19 protein-coding genes are annotated in these 20,745 nt (G+C 64.3%); 10 read left to right on the top strand and 9 right to left on the bottom strand.

All coding sequences use genetic code 11. From position 1 onward, the window contains the following. Positions 1-60 precede the first annotated feature (60 nt). From NKI64_RS00095 to NKI64_RS00085, 3 genes are all read left to right on the top strand, one after another. On the top strand, positions 61-291 hold the full coding sequence (locus NKI64_RS00095) for a YdeI/OmpD-associated family protein (protein ID WP_023669726.1): 231 nt from the start codon (positions 61-63) through the stop codon (positions 289-291). A 142-nt stretch (positions 292-433) separates the two neighbouring features. Then, positions 434-973 (top strand): GNAT family N-acetyltransferase, encoded by a 540-nt coding sequence (locus NKI64_RS00090; protein ID WP_023726468.1) that lies wholly within the window; start codon positions 434-436, stop codon positions 971-973. A 120-nt stretch (positions 974-1,093) separates the two neighbouring features. After that, entirely contained in the window at positions 1,094-2,194 is a 1,101-nt protein-coding gene (locus NKI64_RS00085; RefSeq protein WP_031251331.1) for an OmpA family protein, read from the top strand. Here NKI64_RS00085 and NKI64_RS00080 read toward each other — a convergent pair. Beyond that, entirely contained in the window at positions 2,181-2,954 is a 774-nt protein-coding gene (locus tag NKI64_RS00080) for an IclR family transcriptional regulator (protein ID WP_023686553.1), read from the bottom strand. The two genes, NKI64_RS00085 and NKI64_RS00080, sit on opposite strands and share 14 nt — an antisense overlap. 206 nt (positions 2,955-3,160) lie before the next feature. On the opposite strand from NKI64_RS00080, the gene NKI64_RS00075 reads away from it, so the two are divergent. The 5 genes from NKI64_RS00075 (at position 3,161) to NKI64_RS00055 (ending at position 8,385) form a co-directional block, all read left to right on the top strand. Continuing rightward, complete coding sequence (locus NKI64_RS00075) at positions 3,161-4,138, top strand: Bug family tripartite tricarboxylate transporter substrate binding protein (protein WP_023726470.1); 978 nt, start codon at positions 3,161-3,163, stop codon at positions 4,136-4,138. Positions 4,139-4,263: 125 nt separating this feature from the next. Continuing rightward, positions 4,264-4,800, top strand: a complete 537-nt coding sequence (locus NKI64_RS00070) for a tripartite tricarboxylate transporter TctB family protein (protein ID WP_023726471.1) — start codon at positions 4,264-4,266, stop codon at positions 4,798-4,800. Positions 4,801-4,804: 4 nt separating this feature from the next. Beyond that, entirely contained in the window at positions 4,805-6,328 is a 1,524-nt protein-coding gene (locus tag NKI64_RS00065; protein ID WP_352666119.1) for a tripartite tricarboxylate transporter permease, read from the top strand. Between the two features lie 15 nt (positions 6,329-6,343). Next, complete coding sequence (locus NKI64_RS00060; RefSeq protein WP_031196007.1) at positions 6,344-7,522, top strand: CaiB/BaiF CoA transferase family protein; 1,179 nt, start codon at positions 6,344-6,346, stop codon at positions 7,520-7,522. Beyond that, positions 7,519-8,385, top strand: a complete 867-nt coding sequence (locus tag NKI64_RS00055) for a citryl-CoA lyase (protein WP_033002990.1) — start codon at positions 7,519-7,521, stop codon at positions 8,383-8,385. Before NKI64_RS00060 ends, NKI64_RS00055 begins: the two co-directional genes overlap by 4 nt. 7 nt (positions 8,386-8,392) lie before the next feature. On the opposite strand, the gene NKI64_RS00050 is transcribed toward NKI64_RS00055, so the two are convergent. Continuing rightward, complete coding sequence (locus tag NKI64_RS00050; protein WP_023669717.1) at positions 8,393-8,869, bottom strand: NUDIX hydrolase; 477 nt, start codon at positions 8,867-8,869, stop codon at positions 8,393-8,395. A 122-nt stretch (positions 8,870-8,991) separates the two neighbouring features. Beyond that, on the bottom strand, positions 8,992-9,294 hold the full coding sequence (locus tag NKI64_RS00045; protein WP_023704190.1) for a hypothetical protein: 303 nt from the start codon (positions 9,292-9,294) through the stop codon (positions 8,992-8,994). 218 nt (positions 9,295-9,512) lie between these two features. Between NKI64_RS00045 and NKI64_RS00040 the strand changes: the two genes are divergently transcribed. Continuing rightward, entirely contained in the window at positions 9,513-10,103 is a 591-nt protein-coding gene (locus NKI64_RS00040; protein WP_023669715.1) for an invasion associated locus B family protein, read from the top strand. Positions 10,104-10,118: 15 nt separating this feature from the next. Here the strand turns inward: NKI64_RS00040 and NKI64_RS00035 are convergent, their stop codons facing one another. From NKI64_RS00035 to NKI64_RS00010, 6 genes are all read right to left on the bottom strand, one after another. Further along, complete coding sequence (locus tag NKI64_RS00035) at positions 10,119-10,811, bottom strand: response regulator transcription factor (protein WP_023704189.1); 693 nt, start codon at positions 10,809-10,811, stop codon at positions 10,119-10,121. Beyond that, positions 10,808-13,540 (bottom strand): DUF4118 domain-containing protein, encoded by a 2,733-nt coding sequence (locus tag NKI64_RS00030; protein ID WP_352666117.1) that lies wholly within the window; start codon positions 13,538-13,540, stop codon positions 10,808-10,810. Before NKI64_RS00030 ends, NKI64_RS00035 begins: the two co-directional genes overlap by 4 nt. Positions 13,541-13,607: 67 nt before the next feature. After that, complete coding sequence (kdpC, locus tag NKI64_RS00025) at positions 13,608-14,174, bottom strand: potassium-transporting ATPase subunit KdpC (RefSeq protein WP_023744101.1); 567 nt, start codon at positions 14,172-14,174, stop codon at positions 13,608-13,610. Between the two features lie 12 nt (positions 14,175-14,186). Beyond that, entirely contained in the window at positions 14,187-16,280 is a 2,094-nt protein-coding gene (gene kdpB, locus NKI64_RS00020; protein ID WP_352666115.1) for a potassium-transporting ATPase subunit KdpB, read from the bottom strand. 232 nt (positions 16,281-16,512) lie between these two features. Next, positions 16,513-18,216, bottom strand: a complete 1,704-nt coding sequence (gene kdpA, locus NKI64_RS00015; protein ID WP_352666113.1) for a potassium-transporting ATPase subunit KdpA — start codon at positions 18,214-18,216, stop codon at positions 16,513-16,515. A gap of 18 nt (positions 18,217-18,234) precedes the next feature. Next, positions 18,235-18,324 (bottom strand): K(+)-transporting ATPase subunit F, encoded by a 90-nt coding sequence (locus NKI64_RS00010; RefSeq protein WP_095084642.1) that lies wholly within the window; start codon positions 18,322-18,324, stop codon positions 18,235-18,237. 402 nt (positions 18,325-18,726) lie between these two features. On the opposite strand from NKI64_RS00010, the gene NKI64_RS00005 reads away from it, so the two are divergent. After that, positions 18,727-20,514 (top strand): flavin-containing monooxygenase, encoded by a 1,788-nt coding sequence (locus NKI64_RS00005; RefSeq protein ID WP_352666111.1) that lies wholly within the window; start codon positions 18,727-18,729, stop codon positions 20,512-20,514. Positions 20,515-20,745 lie beyond the last annotated feature (231 nt).

Raw genomic sequence — 20,745 nt, 5'->3', positions numbered from 1 at the left:
CAGAGGCGGATCTGGGTTGGACCATCGGCGTCGCCATCCTGACAGCTGGGGTTTTCTGAAATGACCGGACTGAAGCGCGCCCTGTACCCGATGCCGGACGACATCCGCATCGCCCTGACCGAAAAAGGACTGACAGCGGCCTACGAGGCGCGGCCGGACTACCAGAAGAACGATTATCTCGGCTGGGTCGCCCGCGCCAAACGCAGCGACACCAGGCAGAAGCGGCTCGACCAGATGCTGGACGAATTGCGGCGCGGTGGGCTCTACATGAAGATGGTCTGGCACGGCTGAAAGTAAGCCGACGCTGTTCGCTTCGACCGCCTGGTCGCGCCAGGCCGTTCGGAAGCTTCCCTGGCTGAATGATGATCCGGCTTGGCCCTTGTCCGGGCGCGCTGGTTTGCTAAGCGCTGACCGTCAACGGAGGCAGAGTTTCATGGGCAGTCCAAAAACAGCCGGCGTCCCGGTTCTCGAAACGGAACGGACCATCATGCGGGCGCACCGGATCGAAGACTTCGACAACTATGCTGTCATGTGGGCCGACCCCGTCACCACCCGTTTCATCGGCGGCAAGCCGCGGACGCGGGAGGAAAGCTGGATGCGGTTCCTGCGGCATGCCGGCCTGTGGTCGCTGCTTGGCTACGGCTTCTGGGCGGTCGAGGACAAGGCCAGCGGTCGCTTCATCGGCGAGGCCGGATTCCACGATCTGAAGCGCGACATCGAGCCGTCGCTCGAGGGCATTCCGGAAGCCGGCTGGGCGCTGGCGCCGCAAGCGCATGGCAAGGGTCTTGCCAGCGAAGTCGTCAGAAGGGCCCTGGCCTGGGGCGACGAAACCTTTGCCGGCGCGAGAACCGTCTGCATCATCGATCCGGAAAACACCGGCTCGTTGAACGTCGCGGCAAAGTGCGGCTACACCAAGGTCCTGGAAACCACTTATCACGATGGGCCGACGATCCTGCTCGAACGGCGGGTGTGAAGCGCTTCATCGACGCAATTTCCACGTTCTGCTAGGGTTGGCTATTCTAATCTAGCTACGCAATTCCTGTGGGAAAACCGCTCACACTTTTCCTGGAATTGCTCTTTGGGGGAGCCGACCATGCGTGCGATCAATGCGATATTTCTGAAGCTTTTCTGGGCGGGGCTGCTGCTCCTGGCGGCCGTGCAACTGGCGGGCGCCGATGCGACGGTGCCTACCGCCGACATCGAGGGCGGTGCCGACAATCATCTGGCCAAGCGCTATGAGGGGTCGTTCATCGTCTCCTACGAAAAATTCGCCTATACCGATTTTACAGTGCCGCTGTCGCCGCTGAAGCCGAGCGCCGATCCGGATGCCCGTGACACGATGAACAACCGTGTGTTCGCGCCGGACATGAAGGCCGAGGTCGAAGGCGCGCTGACCCGCATCGCCTATGTGCTGCCGGCCGAGCGCTCCCCGCTCGAAGTGCTGCGCAACTACCAGGATGTGATCGCGGCCGCCGGCGGCGAAGTCCTGTTCGAATGCAAGAAGGAAGAGTGCGGCGGCGCCGCCGACCGGTCGTCGAGCGGTGGCGGCGGCGACATGAGCCTGATGATGTATTTCTTCCATGAAAGCGACGTCAAGGACGCGGCCTTTTCCAATGGCGCCTGTGCGGTAACCACCGGTATCAACGACCAGCGCTTCTTCGCTGCCAAGGTGCCGCAGGATGGCGGCGACGCCTATGTCACTGTTCAGGCCTATTCGCTGATCGACGACCTCTACTGCAAGGAACTCAACGGCCGCACCATCGCCGTCGTTCAGGTGCTGGAGCCCAAGGCGCGCGACAAGAAGATGGTGGTGGTCGAAGCGGCCAAGATGGCGGATTCGCTGTCGGCCACCGGCTCCATCTCGCTCTACGGCATCTTCTTCGACACCGACAAGGCCGACATCAAGCCGGAATCGGAACCGACGCTGAAGGAGATCTCGACGCTTCTGACCAACGAGCCCGGTATGGCGGTGATCGTCGTCGGTCATACCGACAACCAGGGCGCCTTCGACTACAATATCGATCTGTCGTCGCGGCGGGCGCAGTCGGTGAAGGCGGCGCTGGTCTCGAAATACGGCATCGATGGCGGCCGGCTGACCGCCGCCGGCGCCGGCATGATGGCGCCCGTCGCCAGCAATGACGGCGAAACCGGCCGCGCCAAGAACCGCCGTGTGGTGCTGGTCAAGGCGAACTGAGGCCGATCACGGTTTCAGCGCCGGCTAGGCGCGCTGCCTGCTCCAGCATCGAGGCATCCTCGCCGAAGGCGCGGGTGGCGCGAGCGGCGGCCTCCAGCAGGTCCGGTGTCATGCGGCGCAGGAACGCCGTATCGACGCGTGTCGACGGGCCGGCGAGCGTCAAGGCGCCGAGCAGAACGCGGCCCGGTCCGAACACCGGCACCGAGACGCCCGCCGTCTCAGGGTCGCGGTCGCCGATCGACAGATAGTGGCAGGCGTTGCGGATGGTCTCGTATGGTTCGCCCGGCTGGCCTGAAAACGCTGCCAGCACGCGGCCGCCCGAGCCGGTGAGCAACGGCAGCAGGTCGCCTTCCCGGATCGTGTAGCGGATAGGATGCTTGGATTCGACGCGGTAGAGACAGGTGCGGGCGTCGCCCGAGCGGACATAGAACGCCACGCTTTCCCAACTGCGTTCGGCAAGATCACGCATGATCGGCAGCAGGATGTCGACCGCCACGACCGAGCGCTGGTAAAGCGCGCCAAGCCGAAAGGTGGCGGGTCCGATGCGGTAGCGGCCATCGTCGAGCCGCTCCAGCAACTGCCCGCGCAGCAATGAGTTCGCCAGCCTCAAAATGGTGCTTTTGTAGAGCCCGGTGCGCGCCGCGATCTCGGCCAGGCTGAGCGAGCGGTCGGCGGTCGCGAACGCGTCGAGAATGGCGATCGCGCGGTCGAGCGCGGCAACACCATCGGCCGGCAACGGCTGGGATCGCGCTTCGGTCATCTCACGAACAGTTTCATTCCAGTTTACCTGCTCGGACAAAGGCCGGCCGAAGCGATTGTGCCGCACATCCATGGTTCTGTCTAGTAGAACAGCGTTCCTGTTGACAGAACGTACCGAAATCGGCATGAATTTTTGCCGAGCGGGTCTGTTTTCAGGCTACGTTTCTGGCAGGCACCGGAGGAGGTGTCGTGATTTGGAGGAATCCCATGCTGAACAGACGCAGATTTTTGATGAGCACCGCGGCCGCAGGCGCTGCCGGATTCGTTGCAACGCATTTGACGCCCGCCCTCGGTCAGGATGCACCGCAGATCCAGATCTTCGTGCCGGCCGCGCCCGGCGGCGGCTGGGACCAGACGGGGCGCACCATCGACCAGGTGCTGCGCAGTGAAAAACTGATCTCCGGCTCGCAGATCACCAATGTCGGCGGCGCCGGCGGTACTGTCGGCCTGCCGCAGTTCATCAGCCAGTGGAAGGGCAAGGGCAATTCGCTGATGGTGGCCGGCATGGTCATGGTCGGCGCCATCATCGCCAACAAATCGGCCAACAACCTCTCCGAAGTGACGCCCATCGCTCGCCTCACCGGCGAGTTCGAGGCGCTGGTGGTGCCGGCGGATTCGCCGTTCAAGACGGCCGGCGATTTCGTCGCCGCGCTCAAAGCGGATCCGACCAAGGTTCCGGTGGCCGGCGGCTCGGCCGGTGGCTCCGACCACATCCTGTTCGGGCTGATCGCCAAGACGGTCGGCGTTCCGGCAACCAACCTCTCCTATGTGCCTTTCGCCGGCGGCGGCGAGGCGCTGTCGGCGCTGCTCGGCAACCAGGTGGCGGCCGGCATTTCCGGCTTCGGCGAGTTCTCCGAGCAGGTCAAGGCGGGCGCGCTTCGGCTGTTGGCGATCTCCGCCGACAAGCGCCAGGACGGCATCGACGCACCGACGATGAAGGAAGCCGGCATCGACGTCGAACTGTTCAACTGGCGCGGCGTATTCGCACCGCCAGGCGTCTCCGACGCCGACAAGGCGGCGATGGTCACGATGATCGAGACCATGGCCAAGAGCGATGCCTGGGCAGCCGAATGCAAGAACCGCAACTGGACCCCCATCCTTCTGACCGGCGACGATTATGCGAAATTCCTCGTCGACGACACCGCCCGCATCACCGCGATCCTCAAGGATCTCGGCCTCGCCTGATGTCTTCAGGGGCGGCCACGGCCGCCCCTTCCGACATTAGCCTGCGGCATGGACATATCATGCGCTGGGAGTGAAACTGCGGATGCGGCCGGCGGGAGGATGCCGGCCATCTCGGGAGGACATCGATGAGCACCAGCGACCAGCAGCCGGCGCCCCCGCGCCTTGCCATGCCCGAATTGTTGATCGGCATCGGGCTTCTCGCCTGTGCCGCGGCCGTGGCGTGGCAGACCCTGGCGATCCCGGTTTCGCCGCTCTATTCCAAGGTCGGGCCGACCATCTTCCCCTACATCACCATGACAGGCATGATCGTGCTTTCGCTGCTGCTCATCGTCGCCGCGCTGCGCGGCGGCTGGCAGCCGCAGGAGGAAAAGGAAACGCCGACCGACTGGAAGGCCATGGGCATCGTCGTTGCCGGCCTGGTCGCCAATCTGGTGCTGATCCAGCCGCTCGGCTTCACCGCCGCCTCGGTCATCATGTTCGTGCTCGTCTGTTATGGCTTCGGCAGCAAGCACACGCTGCGCGATGCGCTGACCGGCCTGATCCTGGCGCTTGCCGCCTATTTCGGCTTTGCCAGGGCGCTCGGCGTCAACATTGGCGCCGGCTTCATCGAAAACCAGCTGAACACGGTGATCGACGCGATCATCGCCACTGCGAGGGGCTGACGCCATGGAGACGCTCGGCCATCTCGCCCACGGATTTTCCGTCGCTTTCTCGCCGATGAACCTGCTGTGGTGCCTGGTCGGCACCACGCTCGGCACGGCCATCGGCGTGCTGCCCGGCCTCGGGCCGGCGCTGACCATCGCGCTGCTGCTGCCGATCACCTACCAGGTGGCGCCGGAGGCGTCCTTCATCCTGTTTGCCGGCGTCTATTACGGCGCCATGTATGGCGGCTCGACGACCTCGATCCTGCTCAACACGCCGGGCGAAAGCGCCACCATCGTCACCGCGCTGGAAGGCAACAGGATGGCCCGCTCGGGTCGCGGCGGCGCGGCACTGGCGACCTCGGCGATCGGCTCCTTCGTCGCCGGCACCATCGGCACGATGGGCGTCGCCTTCCTGGCCCCGGTGGTGGTGAAGTTCGCGCTCGCCTTCGGGCCGGCCGAATATTTCTCGCTGATGGTGCTTGCCTTCATCACGGTGTCGGCGGTGCTCGGCTCGTCCTCCGTGCGCGGCCTCACCAGCCTGTTCATCGGCTTCGTCATCGGCATGATTGGCGTCGACCTGCAGACGGGACAGCCGCGCTTCACCTTCGGCATGAACGAACTGCTCGATGGCGTCGATGTCATCATTGCCGCGGTCGGCCTGTTTGCCGTCGGCGAGACGCTCTACATGGCCTCGCGCCGCTATGCCGGCAAGGACGAGATCGTGCCGCTCAAGGGCTCGCTCTACATGACCGCGGCCGAATGGGGGCGCTCGTGGAAGCCATGGCTGCGCGGCGCTTTCATCGGCTTCCCGATCGGCGCCATGCCTGCCGGCGGCGCCGAGATCCCGACCTTCCTGTCCTACGCCATCGAAAAGAAGCTGTCGAAGCACAAGGAGGAGTTCGGCACGGTCGGCGCCATCGAGGGCGTTGCCGGACCGGAAGCCGCCAACAATGCGTCTGCCGCCGGCGTGCTGGTGCCGATGCTCACCCTTGGCCTGCCGACCTCGGCGACCGCCGCAATCATGCTGTCGGCCTTCCAGAGCTACGGCATCAATCCGGGACCGCTGCTGTTGACGACGCAGGCCGATCTGGTCTGGGGCCTGATCGCCAGCCTGTTCATCGCCAACGTCATCCTGGTCGTCCTCAACCTGCCGCTGATCGGGCTGTGGGTACGGCTGTTGAAAATCCCGGCGCCGCAGCTCTATGCCGGCATCCTGGTGTTCGCCACCGTCGGCACCTACGGCATCTCGCAATCGCCGATCGACCTCGTCATCCTCTATCTCCTGGGGGCCGCCGGCTTCCTGATGCGGCGCTTCGATTTCCCGACCGCGCCGGTCATCATCGGCATGATCCTGGGGCCGCTTGCCGAAACGCAGTTCCGCCGGGCGATGACGATCTCGAACGGCGACTGGTCGGTGTTCTACACCCACAAGCTGTCGCTGGTGCTGCTGATCCTTGCCTTCATCGGGCTCGCCGGTCCGCATATCTGGGCCTTCATCGAGCATCGGCGCCGGCGCGGACCCGAGCATGTGCCGGGCGATGCCTGAGCGACCTGGAGCATCATGACCGATCTGCTTGCCGGCATCCGCATTCTCGACCTGACCAATGTGCTGGCGGGCCCTTATTGTGCCTACCAGCTGGCGCTGCTCGGCGCCGATGTCATCAAGGTCGAGACGCCGCAAGGCGGCGATCTGGCGCGCCAGCTCGGCGCCTCGCCGGCGCTCAACGAGGCGGGGATGGGCGCGTCGTTCCTGGCGCAGAATGCCGGCAAGCGATCGGTGGTGCTGGATCTCAAAAGCGAAGCCGACCGCGAACGCTTCCTCGATCTCGTCGCCTCCGCCGATGCGCTGGTCGAGAACTTTCGACCGGGCGTGATGGGGCGGCTGGGGCTTGGCTATGAGGCGCTGAAAGCGGTTCGTCCGGGTCTCGTCTATTGCGCCATATCGGGGTTCGGCCAGACCGGGCCGATGCGCGACAATCCGGCCTACGACCAGATCATCCAGGGGCTGTCCGGCATCATGAGCATCACCGGCACGCCGGAGACCGCACCCTTGCGGGTCGGCTATCCCGTCGCCGACACGCTGGGCGGGCTGGTCGGGGCCTTCGCCATCGCCGCGGCGCTGGTCAAGCAGAAGACCTCGGGCGAGGGCGCGTTTCTCGATGTCTCGATGCTCGAATGCACGCTGTCGGCGCTGGGCTGGCCGGTGTCCAACTATCTGACCGCCGGCGTCGAGCCGCAGCCGATGGGCAATGAGAACATGACGGCTGCGCCCTCCGGCGCGTTTCGCACCGGCGACGGCCTGCTCAACATCGCCGCCAACAAGCAGGAGCAGTTCGTCACGCTTTGCCGGCTGATCGGCCAGCCGGAACTGGCCGACGATCCGCGCTTTGCCGAGCGCGAGACGCGCAAGCAGAACCGCGCTGTGCTGAAGGTGCTGATCGAGACGGCCTTGGCGAGCGCCTCGGCCGCAGCCTGGGAGGAAAAATTCAACCGCGCCGGCGTGCCGGCGGGCCGGGTGCTGACGATCCCCCAAGTGCTTGGCGAGCGCCAGGTGGTCGAGCGCGACATGACCACGCGTTTCCAGGGTCTGCCCGGCATGGCGCAGCCGCTGACCGTGGTGCGCGGCGGCTTCATGGTCGATGGCGCGGCACCCTTGCCGGTCCTGCCGCCGCCTGTGCTGGGCGAGCATATGGACGAGGTTTTTTCCACCCTGCCGCCGCGCGCCAGGAGAAGCGCGTGAGCGAGAGAAAAACCGGCCGCGAACGCGGCGAGGAATGGTGGCAGACCGGCATCATCGAGATGAGCCCCGGCATTATCCGGCTGCGCGGCTATGAAATCCAGGAGCTGATCGGCCGCGTCAGCTTTCCGGCCACGATCTGGCTGATGCTGCGCGGCGAATTGCCGAGCGAGGAGCAGGCGGCGCTGCTCGGCATTGCGCTGGGGGCGGCCGTCGACCACGGGCCGCAGGCGCCGTCGATCGCCATTGCCCGCATGGCCATCACCTGCGGCGTCGGCATCAACAGCGCCATGGCGTCCGCCGTCAACGTGCTGGGTGACGTGCATGGCGGCGCCGGCGAACAGGCGCTGTCCTTCTATGGCGACATTGCCGTGGCACTTGACCAGGGTGTTGCGCTGGACCAAGCCGTAGCCGCACGGCTCGACCGTTTCTTCGCCGAGGAGAAAGGCTATGTGCCGGGCTTCGGCCATCGCTTCCACCCGGTCGATCCGCGCGCGCCGCGCCTGATCGCAGTGACGCGCGAGTTTGCCGCGCGCGGCGTCGTCAGCGGACGCTTTGCCGACATCGCCGAGGCCGTCGAATCAGAGGTGGCACGGCGCAAGGGGAAGAAAATACCGCTCAACATCGACGGCGCCACCGCCGTCATCTATGGCGAGCTCGGCTTTCCGCCGCCGTTGACGCGCGGCCTGTTCGTGCTCTCGCGCTCGGTCGGCATCCTGGCGCATGCATGGGAGCAGTCGCAGCAAAGCGACCGCAACAAGGGTCCGCTGCCGCGCGAATGGTTGTGGGCCTATACGGGCACGCCGCTGCGGCCATTTCCCGCTGAGGGGGATGAGGGTCCCACTAAAGGGGACGAGGGCAAGTGAGGTTGGTTCAGGCTGGGTCCGGCACTGCCGGCTGAGGCGGCGCCAGGTTGGCCATCAGCGTCGAGAGATCCGGCTCATCGATGAGCAACGCCGCGTCCTGCGGCTTGAGCCATGCCCGCTGGCGGCTCTTGGCCTCCTGCCAGTTGGCCAGTTCCTCGGACACCTCCAACAGATAGACGACGACGTCGACGCGCACGAAATTGTGCTCCAGCCGTTTCCAATAGGAATAGCTGCCGGCCGGCGCCTTGCGGGTCTTGCCGAGCACGCCGGCTTCTTCGCGCGCCTCGATGGTGGCGGCCTTGCGCCCGCTCTTGCCTTTCATGGGCCAGCCCTTGGGCACGATGAACCGCTTCGTCGCTCGCGACGTCACCAGCATCACTTCGAAATTGCCTGAAACGTCCAGGCGAAAGGGAATGGCGGCGACCTGGCGAATGCGTTCGCCTCGCCTTGCCTTGCGTACCGCCTTTTTCTTGGTCGTCGCCATGTGCTGAAAATCCGGTCGGCGGGCGCACCGCCGCACGCCGCCTGCAAACCCCTGATATGCCCGCGAGGCGATGAGGCATTTTTAGTAAATAAGTCGACTAAGTAAATCGCAAGCGACCGATATCAACGGCAAACACGCACAATCTGGTTGTTGACGATCTGAATCGGACAAGCTTGCCGGACGACGGGCACTTCGGGGCGCGGCTGCGGCACGATCCGACGGTCCTGCTCGCGATATTGCTGCTGCTGTTGCTGGAACTGCTGCCGCTGCAGGCTGTTGCGCAATTGCTGCAGTTGGTTCTGCTGGATCAGCCGGTTGGCGCTGGGATTGACGGACTGAGCCGCAGCAGATTGCATGATTCCGGCGAGCGTTGCCACCGCCAGCATTGCCGACATCAGAACTGTCGATAGGCGAAGCGTCGACATCAGTTCGTTCCCGTACAGATATAACCTCCTCTCTATATAGGGCGTTCGTCTCGATCTGCCATGGGCGGGTCTGCCATGGGCCGATCTGCCACGGGTTGGCGAAATCCCTGAGGAAGCGGCCTGGCCGCACTTGACAGAAAAGATCGATTGACCGCTCTATCGGGCGCGGATCTCGGGCTCAATCGCTGCTGACTCGAGGCACAATCGGGAGCATATTGATGAAAAGCAGGCAAGTATATTTCGCGGCGCTACTGGGCAGCATCTGTATTCTTGGCCCGGTGGCAGTCGCGGCGCAAACCAAGACCGACAAGGCGGCGCCTGCCGCCGCAGCGCCCGCCCCTGCTGCCGGCCCGACATTGCCTGGCGGCGCCTCGGCGCTGTCCGAGACACATGGCGACTGGACGGTCAATTGCCAGGTAACCGGCACGGCCAAGGTTTGCAGCCTGTCGCATCAGCAGTTCAACAAGCAGTCCAACCAGCGCCTGCTGGCGATCGAGCTGTCGAGCAAGAGCGGCGAGGATGCCGCCGGAACGCTGGCGCTGCCGTTCGGCCTGGCGCTCGCCAAAGGAGTCAGCCTGACCATCGACGACCAGAAGCTGGAAGGCAGCCTGCCGTTCAACACCTGCCAGGCCGTCGGCTGCCTGGTGCCGGTGGCGTTCGATGCCAGCGTCACGCCGCTGCTCAAGGCAGCCACCACGCTGAAGATCGACGCCTTCGCGGCCGACACCGGTCAAGCGGTGAGTTTCACTATCCCGCTCAACGGCTTCGGCGGCGCACTGGCACGGACCGCGGAACTCTCGGCGGACTGAGCGGAAAACGTCCGGTCACTCAACCTCGCGCAGCCGGTACCCCACCCCGGTTTCGGTGGTGATGTAGCGCGGCTGGTCGGGCGACTTTTCGATCTTCTGCCGGAGCTGGCGGACATAGACCCTCAGATACTGCACGTCGGTCGAATCGCCCCACACCTGCTTCAGAATGAAATGGTGGGTCAGCACCTTGCCGGCATGCTGCACCATAATGCGCAATATGTCGTACTCCTTGGGGGAGAGCTTTATCTCCTTGCCTTCGACCTTGACGATGCGCTTGACCAGGTCGACGCTGAGATCGCCGGTGTGGAACACCGGCTTTTCGCCCTGCTGCTGGAATTTGTGGCGCAGCGCGACGCGGATGCGGGCGACCAGCTCGTTCATGCCGAACGGCTTGGTGATGTAGTCGTCAGCGCCGAGTTCGAGCGCCGCGACGATGCCGGCTTCGTCGGTGCGGCTGGACAGGATGACCACGGGCACGTCGAGGCCGTCGCCGCGCCATTTGCGCAGGAGGTCGAGGCCGCCCATGCCGGGCAGGCCGAGATCGAGCAGGATCAGATCCGGCTTTTGCGCGTCGACGAGTTCGATCGCAGCGTTGGCGTTGGGCGCTTCGCTGACCGCATAACCCTGGCTGCCGAGGCCGACGCGCAGCAGTTTGCGGATCGGCGGCTCGTCATCGACGACCAGTATGCTGACGTTGGAATTTGTCATGCCGGATCACCAGATGCTTGCTCGTCCACACCTGATACGTCCGTATCGGACGATTGTACCAACCTCGGCATGCGGATTGTGAAGACTGCGCCCGGGCGATCGCTGCGGTTCGCCGCCATGATCGTGCCGCCCATCGCCTCGATGAAGCCCCGGCAGATCGACAGGCCGAGCCCGGTGCCGGCCTGGACCTGATCGCGCTTGCGCACCCGGTAGAAGCTGTCGAAGACGCGCTCCAGGTCGGCGGGCGGAATGCCCGGTCCCTCATCCATGATCTGCAGCGCGACGGAGCCATTGTCGGCCCAGCCCTGCAGCCGGATTGTCGATCCCTGTGGCGCGTATTTCGCGGCATTGTCGAGCAGATTGAACAGCATCTGTTCGAACAGCACGGGATCAAGCTTCAGCATCGGCAGGTCGGCCGGAACATCAACCTCGGTCTTGTGCCCGGCAGTGATCTTGCGCGCCCGTTGCAAGGCCGAGCCGACGACATCGCCGACATAGTGGAGAGCAAAATTCGGCTCCATGGCACCGGATTCAATCTTGGTCATGTCGAGCAGATTGGCGATGAAGCGGTTCAGCCGTTCGGACTCGTCGAGCACGGTGGTCAGCAGCTCGGCCCGATCGTTCTCGGGCAGTGCCGGCGCAAATTCCCTGAGCGTGCCGGCCGCGCCCATGATGGCCGCCAGCGGCGTCTTCAGATCATGCGAGATCGACGTCAGCAGTGCCGAGCGCAAGCGGTCGGCCTCGGCCGCCAGCCTGGCGCGATCGACATCGGCGACCAGCTGGATGCGCTCGATGGCAACCGCCGCCTGATCGGCCAGCGCGTCGAGCAGGCGCTGTTGCTCGGGCGTCAAGAGCGGCCCCTGCTTGTCATTGTCGAGGCCAACGACGCCGATGGCGGTACGGCCGGTCCGCAAGGGCAGGTAGAGCCGTTTTGCCCCGGGCAGGGTATCGGCGCCACGGCCGGCAGCCCGGTTGTGTTCCCAGGCCCAGCGTGCAGCCGCGATGTCGGCCTCGGCCAGCGTGTCGTCGGGGGGATAACCGGCCTTGACGGTGATCGTGCCTTCTTCCGGCAACAGCAGCACTACGCGCAGCTTCAGCATCGAGGCGATCTGGAACGCGGTGGCCCACAAAACGTCGTCGAGCGTGCCGGCGCCGGCGAGTTTCTTTGAAAAGAGGTAGATGTCCTCGGTGGCCCGGGCGCGTGAACGGGCGGCGGCTGCCTGACGCTGCACACGCGCCGTCAGATTGCTGGCGATGACGGCAACGACGAGGAAGACGGCGAAGGCAACGATGCTCTCCGGATCGCGGATCGTCATCGTGTAGCGCGGCTCGAGAAAGAAGAAGTTGAAGGCAATAGCGCTGAGGAAACAGGCGTACAGCGCCGGCCACAGGCCAAAGGTCACTGCCGATGTCAGCACCGCCAGCAGAAGCACGCTGGCAAGGTTGCGAACGTCGAGGAACTGATCGAGGACGGCACTGACGGCAAGCGCGCCGGCGACATAGACGGTCGAGAAAAGATAAGGCCAGATTTGAAATGGCGTCTGCTCGGCCGCCGCCTTGACCCTCGACGTGGCCTCGTTGTCGCGCTCCGTTCCTGAAATGACATGGACGCTGATATCGCCGGCATTGCGGATCAGATCGTAGGTGAGCGAGCCCTCGATCAGTTCGCGCCAGCGCGAGCGGGTCGGCCTGCCGACGACGATATGGGTGAAATTGTTCACTGTGGCGTGGCGGACGATGTCCTGGGCGACGTTCTGGCCCGGAATGGTCGTCACCTCGGCGCCGAGCTGCTCGGCCAGGCGCAAGAGCGTGGCCAGCTGGTCCTTGTCTTCCTCCGACATGCCGGCCGAACGCGGCGTGTCGACATGCAGCGCCGTCCACGGTGCGCGCAGCCGGTCGGCCAGCCGGCGCGCATAGCGGACACGAGACGCTCCGCCCGGACGCGCATCGACGCAGACGAGCACCCTTTCGCCCGCCGCCCAGGGGCCGGGAATGGCGTGCGACTGCATGTGGTTGAGCAACTGCTCGTCGACGCGCTGGGCGGTGCGGCGCAGCGCCAATTCCCGAAGCGCGATCAGATTGCCCGGCGAGAAATAGTTTTCGACTGCGCGCTGGGCAGTGTTGGGGAAATAGACCTTGCCCTCCTTCAGCCGCTTGATCAGGTCGTCGGGCGTGAGGTCGATGATCTCGATGTCGTCGGCCTGGTCGATGATGGAGTCCGGGACCGTTTCGCGCACCCTGACGCGGGTGATCTGTGCCACGACGTCATTCAGGCTCTCGACATGCTGGATATTGAGCGTGGTGTAGACGTCGATGCCGCGCGCAAGGATTTCCTGGACGTCGAGATAGCGCTTGGGGTGGCGGCTGCCGGGTGCGTTGGTGTGGGCGAGTTCGTCGACGAGCACCAGCGCCGGCCGGCGGGCGAGGATGGCGTCGATGTCCATCTCATTCAGCACGCGGTCCTTGTAGTCGACCTTCTGGCGCGGGATGACCTCGTAGCCGTCGACCAGCGCCAGTGTTTCCTTGCGGCCGTGGGTCTCGACGACGCCGATCACTACGTCGACGCCGTCGGCCAACCTGGCGCGGCCGGCCATCAGCATTTCATAGGTCTTGCCGACGCCGGGGGCCGCGCCGAGAAATATCCGCAGACGGCCGCGCTCTTCCCGTTCCGCATGCTCGAGCAGCGCGTCCGGAGAGGGTCTGGTATCGTTGCTTCTGGCGTCCGGCATCAGGCTCGATCATGAACGGCGCCGAGGATCGTGTCGATCCCCGGCCCCTGGCTTCAGAGATTGTCTCTCACTGCTTGGTATCGTCCAGTGCCAGGTTGAGCGCCAGCACATTGACGACCGGCTCGCCGAGGAAGCCGAGTTCGCGGCCTTCGACATGGCTGTCGACAAGCGCCTTGACCTTGGCTTCGTCGAAGCCCCTGGCCTTGGCCACCCGAGCGACCTGGAAATAGGCGGCGTCCGGGCTGATAGCGGGGTCGAGGCCGCTGCCGGACGTCGTCACCAGATCCATCGGCACCGGCTGGTTCGGGTTCTCCGCCTTCAGCTTTGCAACATCGCCCTTGATGCGGTCGATCAGCTTGGGGTTGGTTGGACCGAGATTGGAGCCGCTGGACGCTGCGGCGTTGTATCCGTCGCCGGCAGCCGAGGGGCGGCCATGGAAATACTTGTCGTCGGCAAAGCCCTGGCCGATCAGTTCGGAGCCGATGACCGTGCCGTTTTTCTCGATCAAGCTGCCATTGGCCTGGTGCGGAAACAGCGCCTGGGCGATGCCGGTCATGCCCAGGGGATAGATCAGGCCGGTCAAAACGGTGAAAAAGACGATCATGATAACAGCGGGTCTTATCTGAGTGAGCATGGACGTATTTCCTTAAGCGAGGCCGAGGCCGGTGACGATCATGTCGATCGCCTTGATGCCGACGAAGGGAACGATGATGCCGCCGAGGCCGTAGACCAGCAGGTTGCGGCTGAGCAGCGCGCCGGCGCCGATGGCGCGGTATTTGACGCCTTTAAGCGACAGCGGGATCAGAGCGATGATGATCAGCGCGTTGAAGATGATGGCCGACAGGATGGCGCTCTGCGGCGTCGCCAGATGCATGATGTTGAGCGCTTGCAGGGGGCCGATTGTATGTCCCGGCGCAACGTAGAAGACGGCAAACATGGCCGGGATGATGGCGAAGTATTTGGCGACGTCGTTGGCGATCGAGAAGGTCGTCAGCGAGCCGCGCGTCATCAGCAGCGCCTTGCCGATCTCGACGATCTCGATCAGCTTGGTCGGGTCACTATCGAGGTCGATCATGTTGCCGGCCTCGCGGGCGGCAACCGTGCCGGTGTTCATGGCGACGCCGACATCGGCCTGCGCCAAGGCCGGCGCGTCGTTGGTGCCGTCACCGCACATGGCGACCAGCTTGCCCTTGGCCTGTTCGTCGCGGATCAGCTTCAGCTTGTCCTCGGGCGTGGCCTGGGCGAGGAAATCGTCGACGCCGGCTTCGGCTGCGATCGCCGCCGCAGTCATCGGATTGTCGCCGGTGATCATCACGGTGCGGATGCCCATTTTGCGCAGTTCGGCAAAGCGCTCGCGGATACCACCCTTGACGATGTCCTTGAGGTGGACGACGCCGAGCAGGCGGCCGTCACGCTCGACGGCCAGCGGCGTGCCGCCCGACTTGGCGATCTCGTCGGCGATCGCCTGGAGATCCTTGACGGTGTCGCTGCCGGGGCGCGTGCCGTGAGTGGCCGATGACGACTGGCTGACATAGGCGAGAACCGAATCGACGGCGCCCTTGCGCACCGACGAGCCATCGATGTCGACGCCGCTCATCCGGGTCTGCGCGGTGAAGGGCACGAAGCTGGCATGCAAGGTTGCCATGTCACGGGCGCGGATGGCGTATTTCTCCTTGGCCAGCACGACGATCGAGCGTCCCTCAGGCGTCTCGTCGGCGAGCGAGGCGAGCTGCGCGGCATCGGCCAGTTCCTGTTCGGTGACGCCCTTGACCGGGCGGAATTCGGCGGCCTGGCGGTTGCCGAGCGTGATGGTGCCGGTCTTATCGAGCAAAAGCGTATCGACGTCGCCCGCCGCTTCGACGGCACGGCCGGACATGGCCAGCACGTTGAAGCGCACCAGGCGGTCCATGCCGGCAATGCCGATGGCCGACAGCAGGGCGCCGATGGTGGTCGGGATCAAGGTGACGAACAGCGCGACCAGCACCGTCACCGGGATATAGCCGCCGGAATAGGAGGCAAAGCTCGGGATCGTGGCGGTGGCCAGCACGAAGATCAGCGTCATGCCGAGGAGCAGGATGTTGAGCGCGATCTCGTTGGGCGTCTTCTGGCGCGAGGCACCCTCGACCAGCGAGATCATGCGGTCGAGGAAGGTGTGGCCGGAGGCGGCTGATATGCGCACGCGAATCCAGTCGGACAGAACCTGCGTGCCGCCGGTGACCGCCGAACGGTCGCCGCCGGATTCGCGAATGACGGGTGCGGACTCGCCGGTGATTGCCGCCTCGTTGACCGAGGCCACGCCTTCGATCACTTCACCGTCGGACGGGATGATGTCGCCGGCTTCGACCAGCACGATGTCGCCAACCTTCAGGCTGGTGCCGGGCACCAGCTTGAACCTGGAGCGGTCTTCGCCGGCAAGCAGCTTGGCCTGGGTTTCGGTGCGCGCCTTGCGCAGCGAATCGGCCTGCGCCTTGCCGCGGCCTTCGGCGACGGCCTCGGCGAAGTTGGCGAACAGCACGGTGAACCACAGCCAGATGATGATCTGCAGCGTAAAGCCGAAATCGCCGCCGCCGGTGGCGAGATCCTTGACGAACAGGACCGTGGTAAGAAGCGAGACGATGGCGACGACGAACATCACCGGGTTCCTGACCAGCGTGCGGGGGTCGAGTTTACTGAAGGCGCCGCCGATGGCCGGCCACAGGATGCGGGCATCCATGATGCTCGCGGATTTGGACTGGCTCATTTGGTGGCTCCAGTATCTGAACTGTTGGCCGGCACCGACCGATCGGATGCCGAAAAGAGGGGCGGCGGACCATAGGCCAGCAGCCAGATCACGATCATGACTGCCGCGAGGCCGAGGAAGGTAGATACGCTGGGGAAGGGAGGGGGCGTTTCCTCCCCCTCATTGCCGGCTCGTGGGCCGGCTCGCGGCCGGGCCTTCATGCGTTTTGGGTAGAACCAGGACATGACAAGCCTCAGAATGTCTGGCCGTTGATGGCAGCCAGGTGCTCGACGATCGGTCCGATCGCCAGTGCCGGGAAGAAGGTCAGGCCGACGACGATCAGGATGACGCCGACGAGCAGGCCGACGAACAGCGGGCCGTCGGTCGGGAAGGTGCCGGCGGAAGCCGGAACCGTCTTCTTCGTCGCTAGCGAGCCGGCAATGGCAAGCGCTGGAATGATGACGAAGAAGCGACCCACCCACATGGAGATGCCGAGCGTGATGTTGTACCAGGGCGTGTTGCCGGAAAGGCCGCCAAAGGCCGAGCCGTTGTTGGCCGCCGCCGAAGTGTAGGCATAAAGAACCTCGGAGAAGCCATGCGGACCGCCATTGGCCATCGAGGCGACGGCGCTTGGCAGCACGACCGCTATTGCCGTGAAGACCAGCATGACCAACGGCAGAGCGAGGATGGCGAGCATTGCCATCTTGACCTCCTTGGCCTCGATCTTCTTGCCGAGATATTCGGGCGTGCGGCCAACCATCAGGCCGGCGACGAACACGGTGATGACGATGAACATGACGATGCCGTAGAAGCCGGCGCCGACGCCGCCGACGATGACTTCGCCGAGCTGCATGTTGAGCATCGGGATCAGGCCGCCAAGTGCTGTGAACGAGTCATGCATGGCGTTCACCGCACCGCAGCTCGCAGCCGTGGTGATGACGGCGAATAGTGCCGAAGCGGCAATGCCGAAGCGGCTCTCCTTGCCTTCCATGTTGGCGCCGTCGACGCCCAACGCATGGACCAGCGGATTGCCCGCGGCTTCCGCCCAGTAGCAGATAACGACGCCAGCGATGAACAGCACACCCATCGTGGCCAGGATCGCCCAGCCCTGGCGCTGGTTGCCGACCATGCGGCCGAAGACGTTGGTGAGTGCAGCACCCAGCGCGAAGATCGTCACCATCTGGATCATGTTGGAGATGGCGTCGGGGTTTTCGAAAGGATGCGCGGCATTGGCGTTGAAGAAGCCGCCGCCATTGGTGCCGAGCATCTTGATGGCGACCTGCGAGGCGACCGGCCCAAGGGCGAGCGTCTGCTTGGCGCCCTCCAGCGTGGTGGCGTCGACATAAGGCCCGAGCGTCTGCGGCATGCCGAGCCAGACATAGACAAGGGTGAGCACGATGCTGAGCGGCAGCAGGAAGTAGAGCGTGCAGCGGGTCATATCCACCCAGAAATTGCCGATCGATTTGGCCGAGGCGCGGGCGAAGCCGCGGATCAGCGCCACCGCAATGGAAATGCCGACGGCGGCGGACATGAAGTTCTGAACAGTCAGGCCGGCCATCTGCACGAGGTAGGACAACGTGCTTTCGCCGCCGTAATTCTGCCAGTTGGTGTTGGTGACGAAGCTGACGGCAGTGTTGAAGGCGAGATTGGGTTCGACCGATGCCATCCCGGCCGGATTGTAAGGCAGGACGCCCTGCAGGCGTTGCAGAAAGTACAGCACCAGGAAGCTGGCAAGGCTGAAGAAGATGATTCCTGCCGCGTAGGTCGTCCAGTGCTGCTCCTCGCGCTCGCTGGTTCCCGAAATGCGGTAGAGGCCGCGCTCAACGGGCCCGAGTATGGCCGAGAGAAAGGTGCGATCGCCATTGAAGACGCGGTACATGTAGCCGCCGAGCGGCTTCACCAGCAAAACGACCATCCCGCAATAAACCAGGATCTGTATCCATCCGTTGAGTGTCATGGGTTTCCGTGCCTTGCTTCAGAAGCGTTCTGGGCGAACGAGGGCGTATGTCAGGTAGACGAGCAGGAACAAGGTCACGCTGCCACCGAGGATGTAATCGACAAGCATGGTGCGATCCTTCCGCTTAAAGAGCGTCGCAAGCTTTGATGTAGGCGAGGGAAAGACCGAAGAACAAAACCTCGATCCCGATGACGACGATGTCCATTTGTGTTGGTCCTTGCTTCTGCTTGTATTTGGCGCCAGCGACCGGCGAGCCAGAAATTCCATGAGAACGGCCCGCCGTAACTCTGGGGTCACGGCGTCCGCAGCGTTTTGCTCGAGATGGAATATGGACCCGATCGCCATAAAGGTTCGAGACGGGGCCGGGAGGAAAGATATAAAATTCCTATAAAGATTTCCGGGAGATGGCTCCGTTCCGGGCCGCTAGAAACCGACGCCATGATATCGCGACCCCTCTTGCGGCGGCTCCGTCTTTCGAAACAATGGGAACGCAAAGTGAGGGAAAAACAGATGCTCGACATGGCACCATCGAAACAGGCGGCGACATGGCTTTGCGCGCTTGCACGGGCGCTGGAAGCTGATGACGCCGAGGCGGCCGCCAACCTGTTCGTCGAGGATTGCTACTGGCGCGATCTGCTGGCTTTCACCTGGAACATCACCACGATGGAAGGCCGCGATGAGATCCGCGACATGCTGCAAGCGACGCTGGCGGAAGCGAAGCCCTCACACTGGACGCTGTCCGGCGAGGCGACCTCGGATGAGGGCACCGTCGAGGCCTGGTTCACGTTCGAAACGGCGGTCGCGCGGGGCGAAGGGATTGTGCGCCTTACGGACGGCCGCTGCCGGACCTTGTTCACGGCGGTGCGTGAGCTCAAGGGGTTCGAGGAACAAAAGGGACCGGCGCGGCCGCTTGGTATCCGTCACAAGGCCGATCCGAAGCGCGAAACCTGGGCGGAGGCGCGGGCGCGCGAGACGCGCGACCTCGGCGCCACCGAGCAGCCCTATTGCCTGGTGATCGGCGGCGGGCAGGGCGGCATCATGCTCGGCGCGCGGCTGAGGCAGCTCGGTGTGCCCACCATCATCATCGAGAAAAATGCGCGCCCCGGCGATTCCTGGCGCAACCGTTATCGCTCGCTCGTGCTCCACGATCCGGTCTGGTACGACCATCTGCCCTACATTCCGTTCCCGGAGAACTGGCCGGTGTTCACGCCCAAGGACAAGATGGGCGACTGGCTGGAGATGTATGTCAGGGTGATGGAGCTCAACTACTGGGTCGCCACCAAATGCCTCAGCGCCAGCTATGACGAGGCCGAGAAGGTGTGGACTGTGGTGGTCGACCGCGTCGGCCGGCAGATCACGCTGAAGCCGAAGCACATTGTCTTTGCCACCGGCGCCTATGGCCCGCCACGCCAGATCGCGCTGCCCGGCGCCGAGACCTTCAAGGGCGAACTCCTGCATTCCAGCCAGTATGCAAGCGGCGAGAAATTCCGCGGCAGACGTGTCGCTGTCATCGGCGCGGCAAGCTCGGGGCACGATGTCAGCGTCGACCTCTGGGAGAGCGGCGCAGACGTCACCATGATCCAGCGGTCGCCGACGACAGTGGTGAAATCCGACACTCTGATGGAAGTCGGCTTCGAGATCTTCTCGGAAAAGGCTTTGGCGCGCGGCATCAGCACCGACAAGGCCGACCTGATCGTCGCGTCCACGCCGTTCGCGCTTGTACCCAAGGGCCAGCGGGATCTTTACGAGGTAATCAAGGCACGCGACGCAGACTTCTACGACCAGCTACGCGCCGCCGGCTTCGCCATCGATTTCGGCGAGGACGAGACCGGGCTGTTGATGAAGGCCTACCGCACCGGCTCCGGCTACTACATCGATGTCGGCGCCTGCGAACTGATCATCAATGGCGAGATCAAAGTGAAGAGCGGCGTCGGCATCAGTTCATTGACGCCGACCGGCATCCTGTTCGACGACCGCAGCGAGCTGGCCGTCGATGCGATCGTCGCCTGCACCGGCTACCAGTCGATGAACGAGACCGTGGCGGCCATCGTCTCGCGCGAGGTCGCCGACAAGGTCGGGCCATGCTGGGGCCTCGGCTCCGGCGTCAAGGGCGATCCCGGTCCTTGGCAAGGCGAATTGCGCAACATGTGGAAGCCGACGGCGCAGGACGCCCTGTGGTTCCACGGCGGCAATCTGGCGCTGTCGCGGTTTTACTCGAAATATGTGGCGCTGCAGATCAAGGCGCGGATGGAAGGGATTGCGACGCCGGTGTTTGGGGCGGTGAGTAATTCGGGGTAAGGTTCGACCCCCACTCCGTCGAGCTTCGCTCGACACCTCACCCCCGATCGTCGGGGGAGAGGAATGGCGCGAAGCGATTCCAGCTGGCGCCTTTCCTCTCCCTCCGGAGGGGGGAGAGGTGGCTCGACTGTCCGAACCGGATAGATAGGTAACAGAATGGACCGATAGCATGGGTGACAGTTTTCTTGTCCGCCGGAGGACCGGCGATGGTTTGGCGAGAGACTGGCATCA

This window comes from Mesorhizobium sp. M0478 (assembly GCF_040321305.1).
Lineage (GTDB): Bacteria > Pseudomonadota > Alphaproteobacteria > Rhizobiales > Rhizobiaceae > Mesorhizobium.
This window is presented reverse-complemented; position numbering and strand designations above follow the sequence as displayed.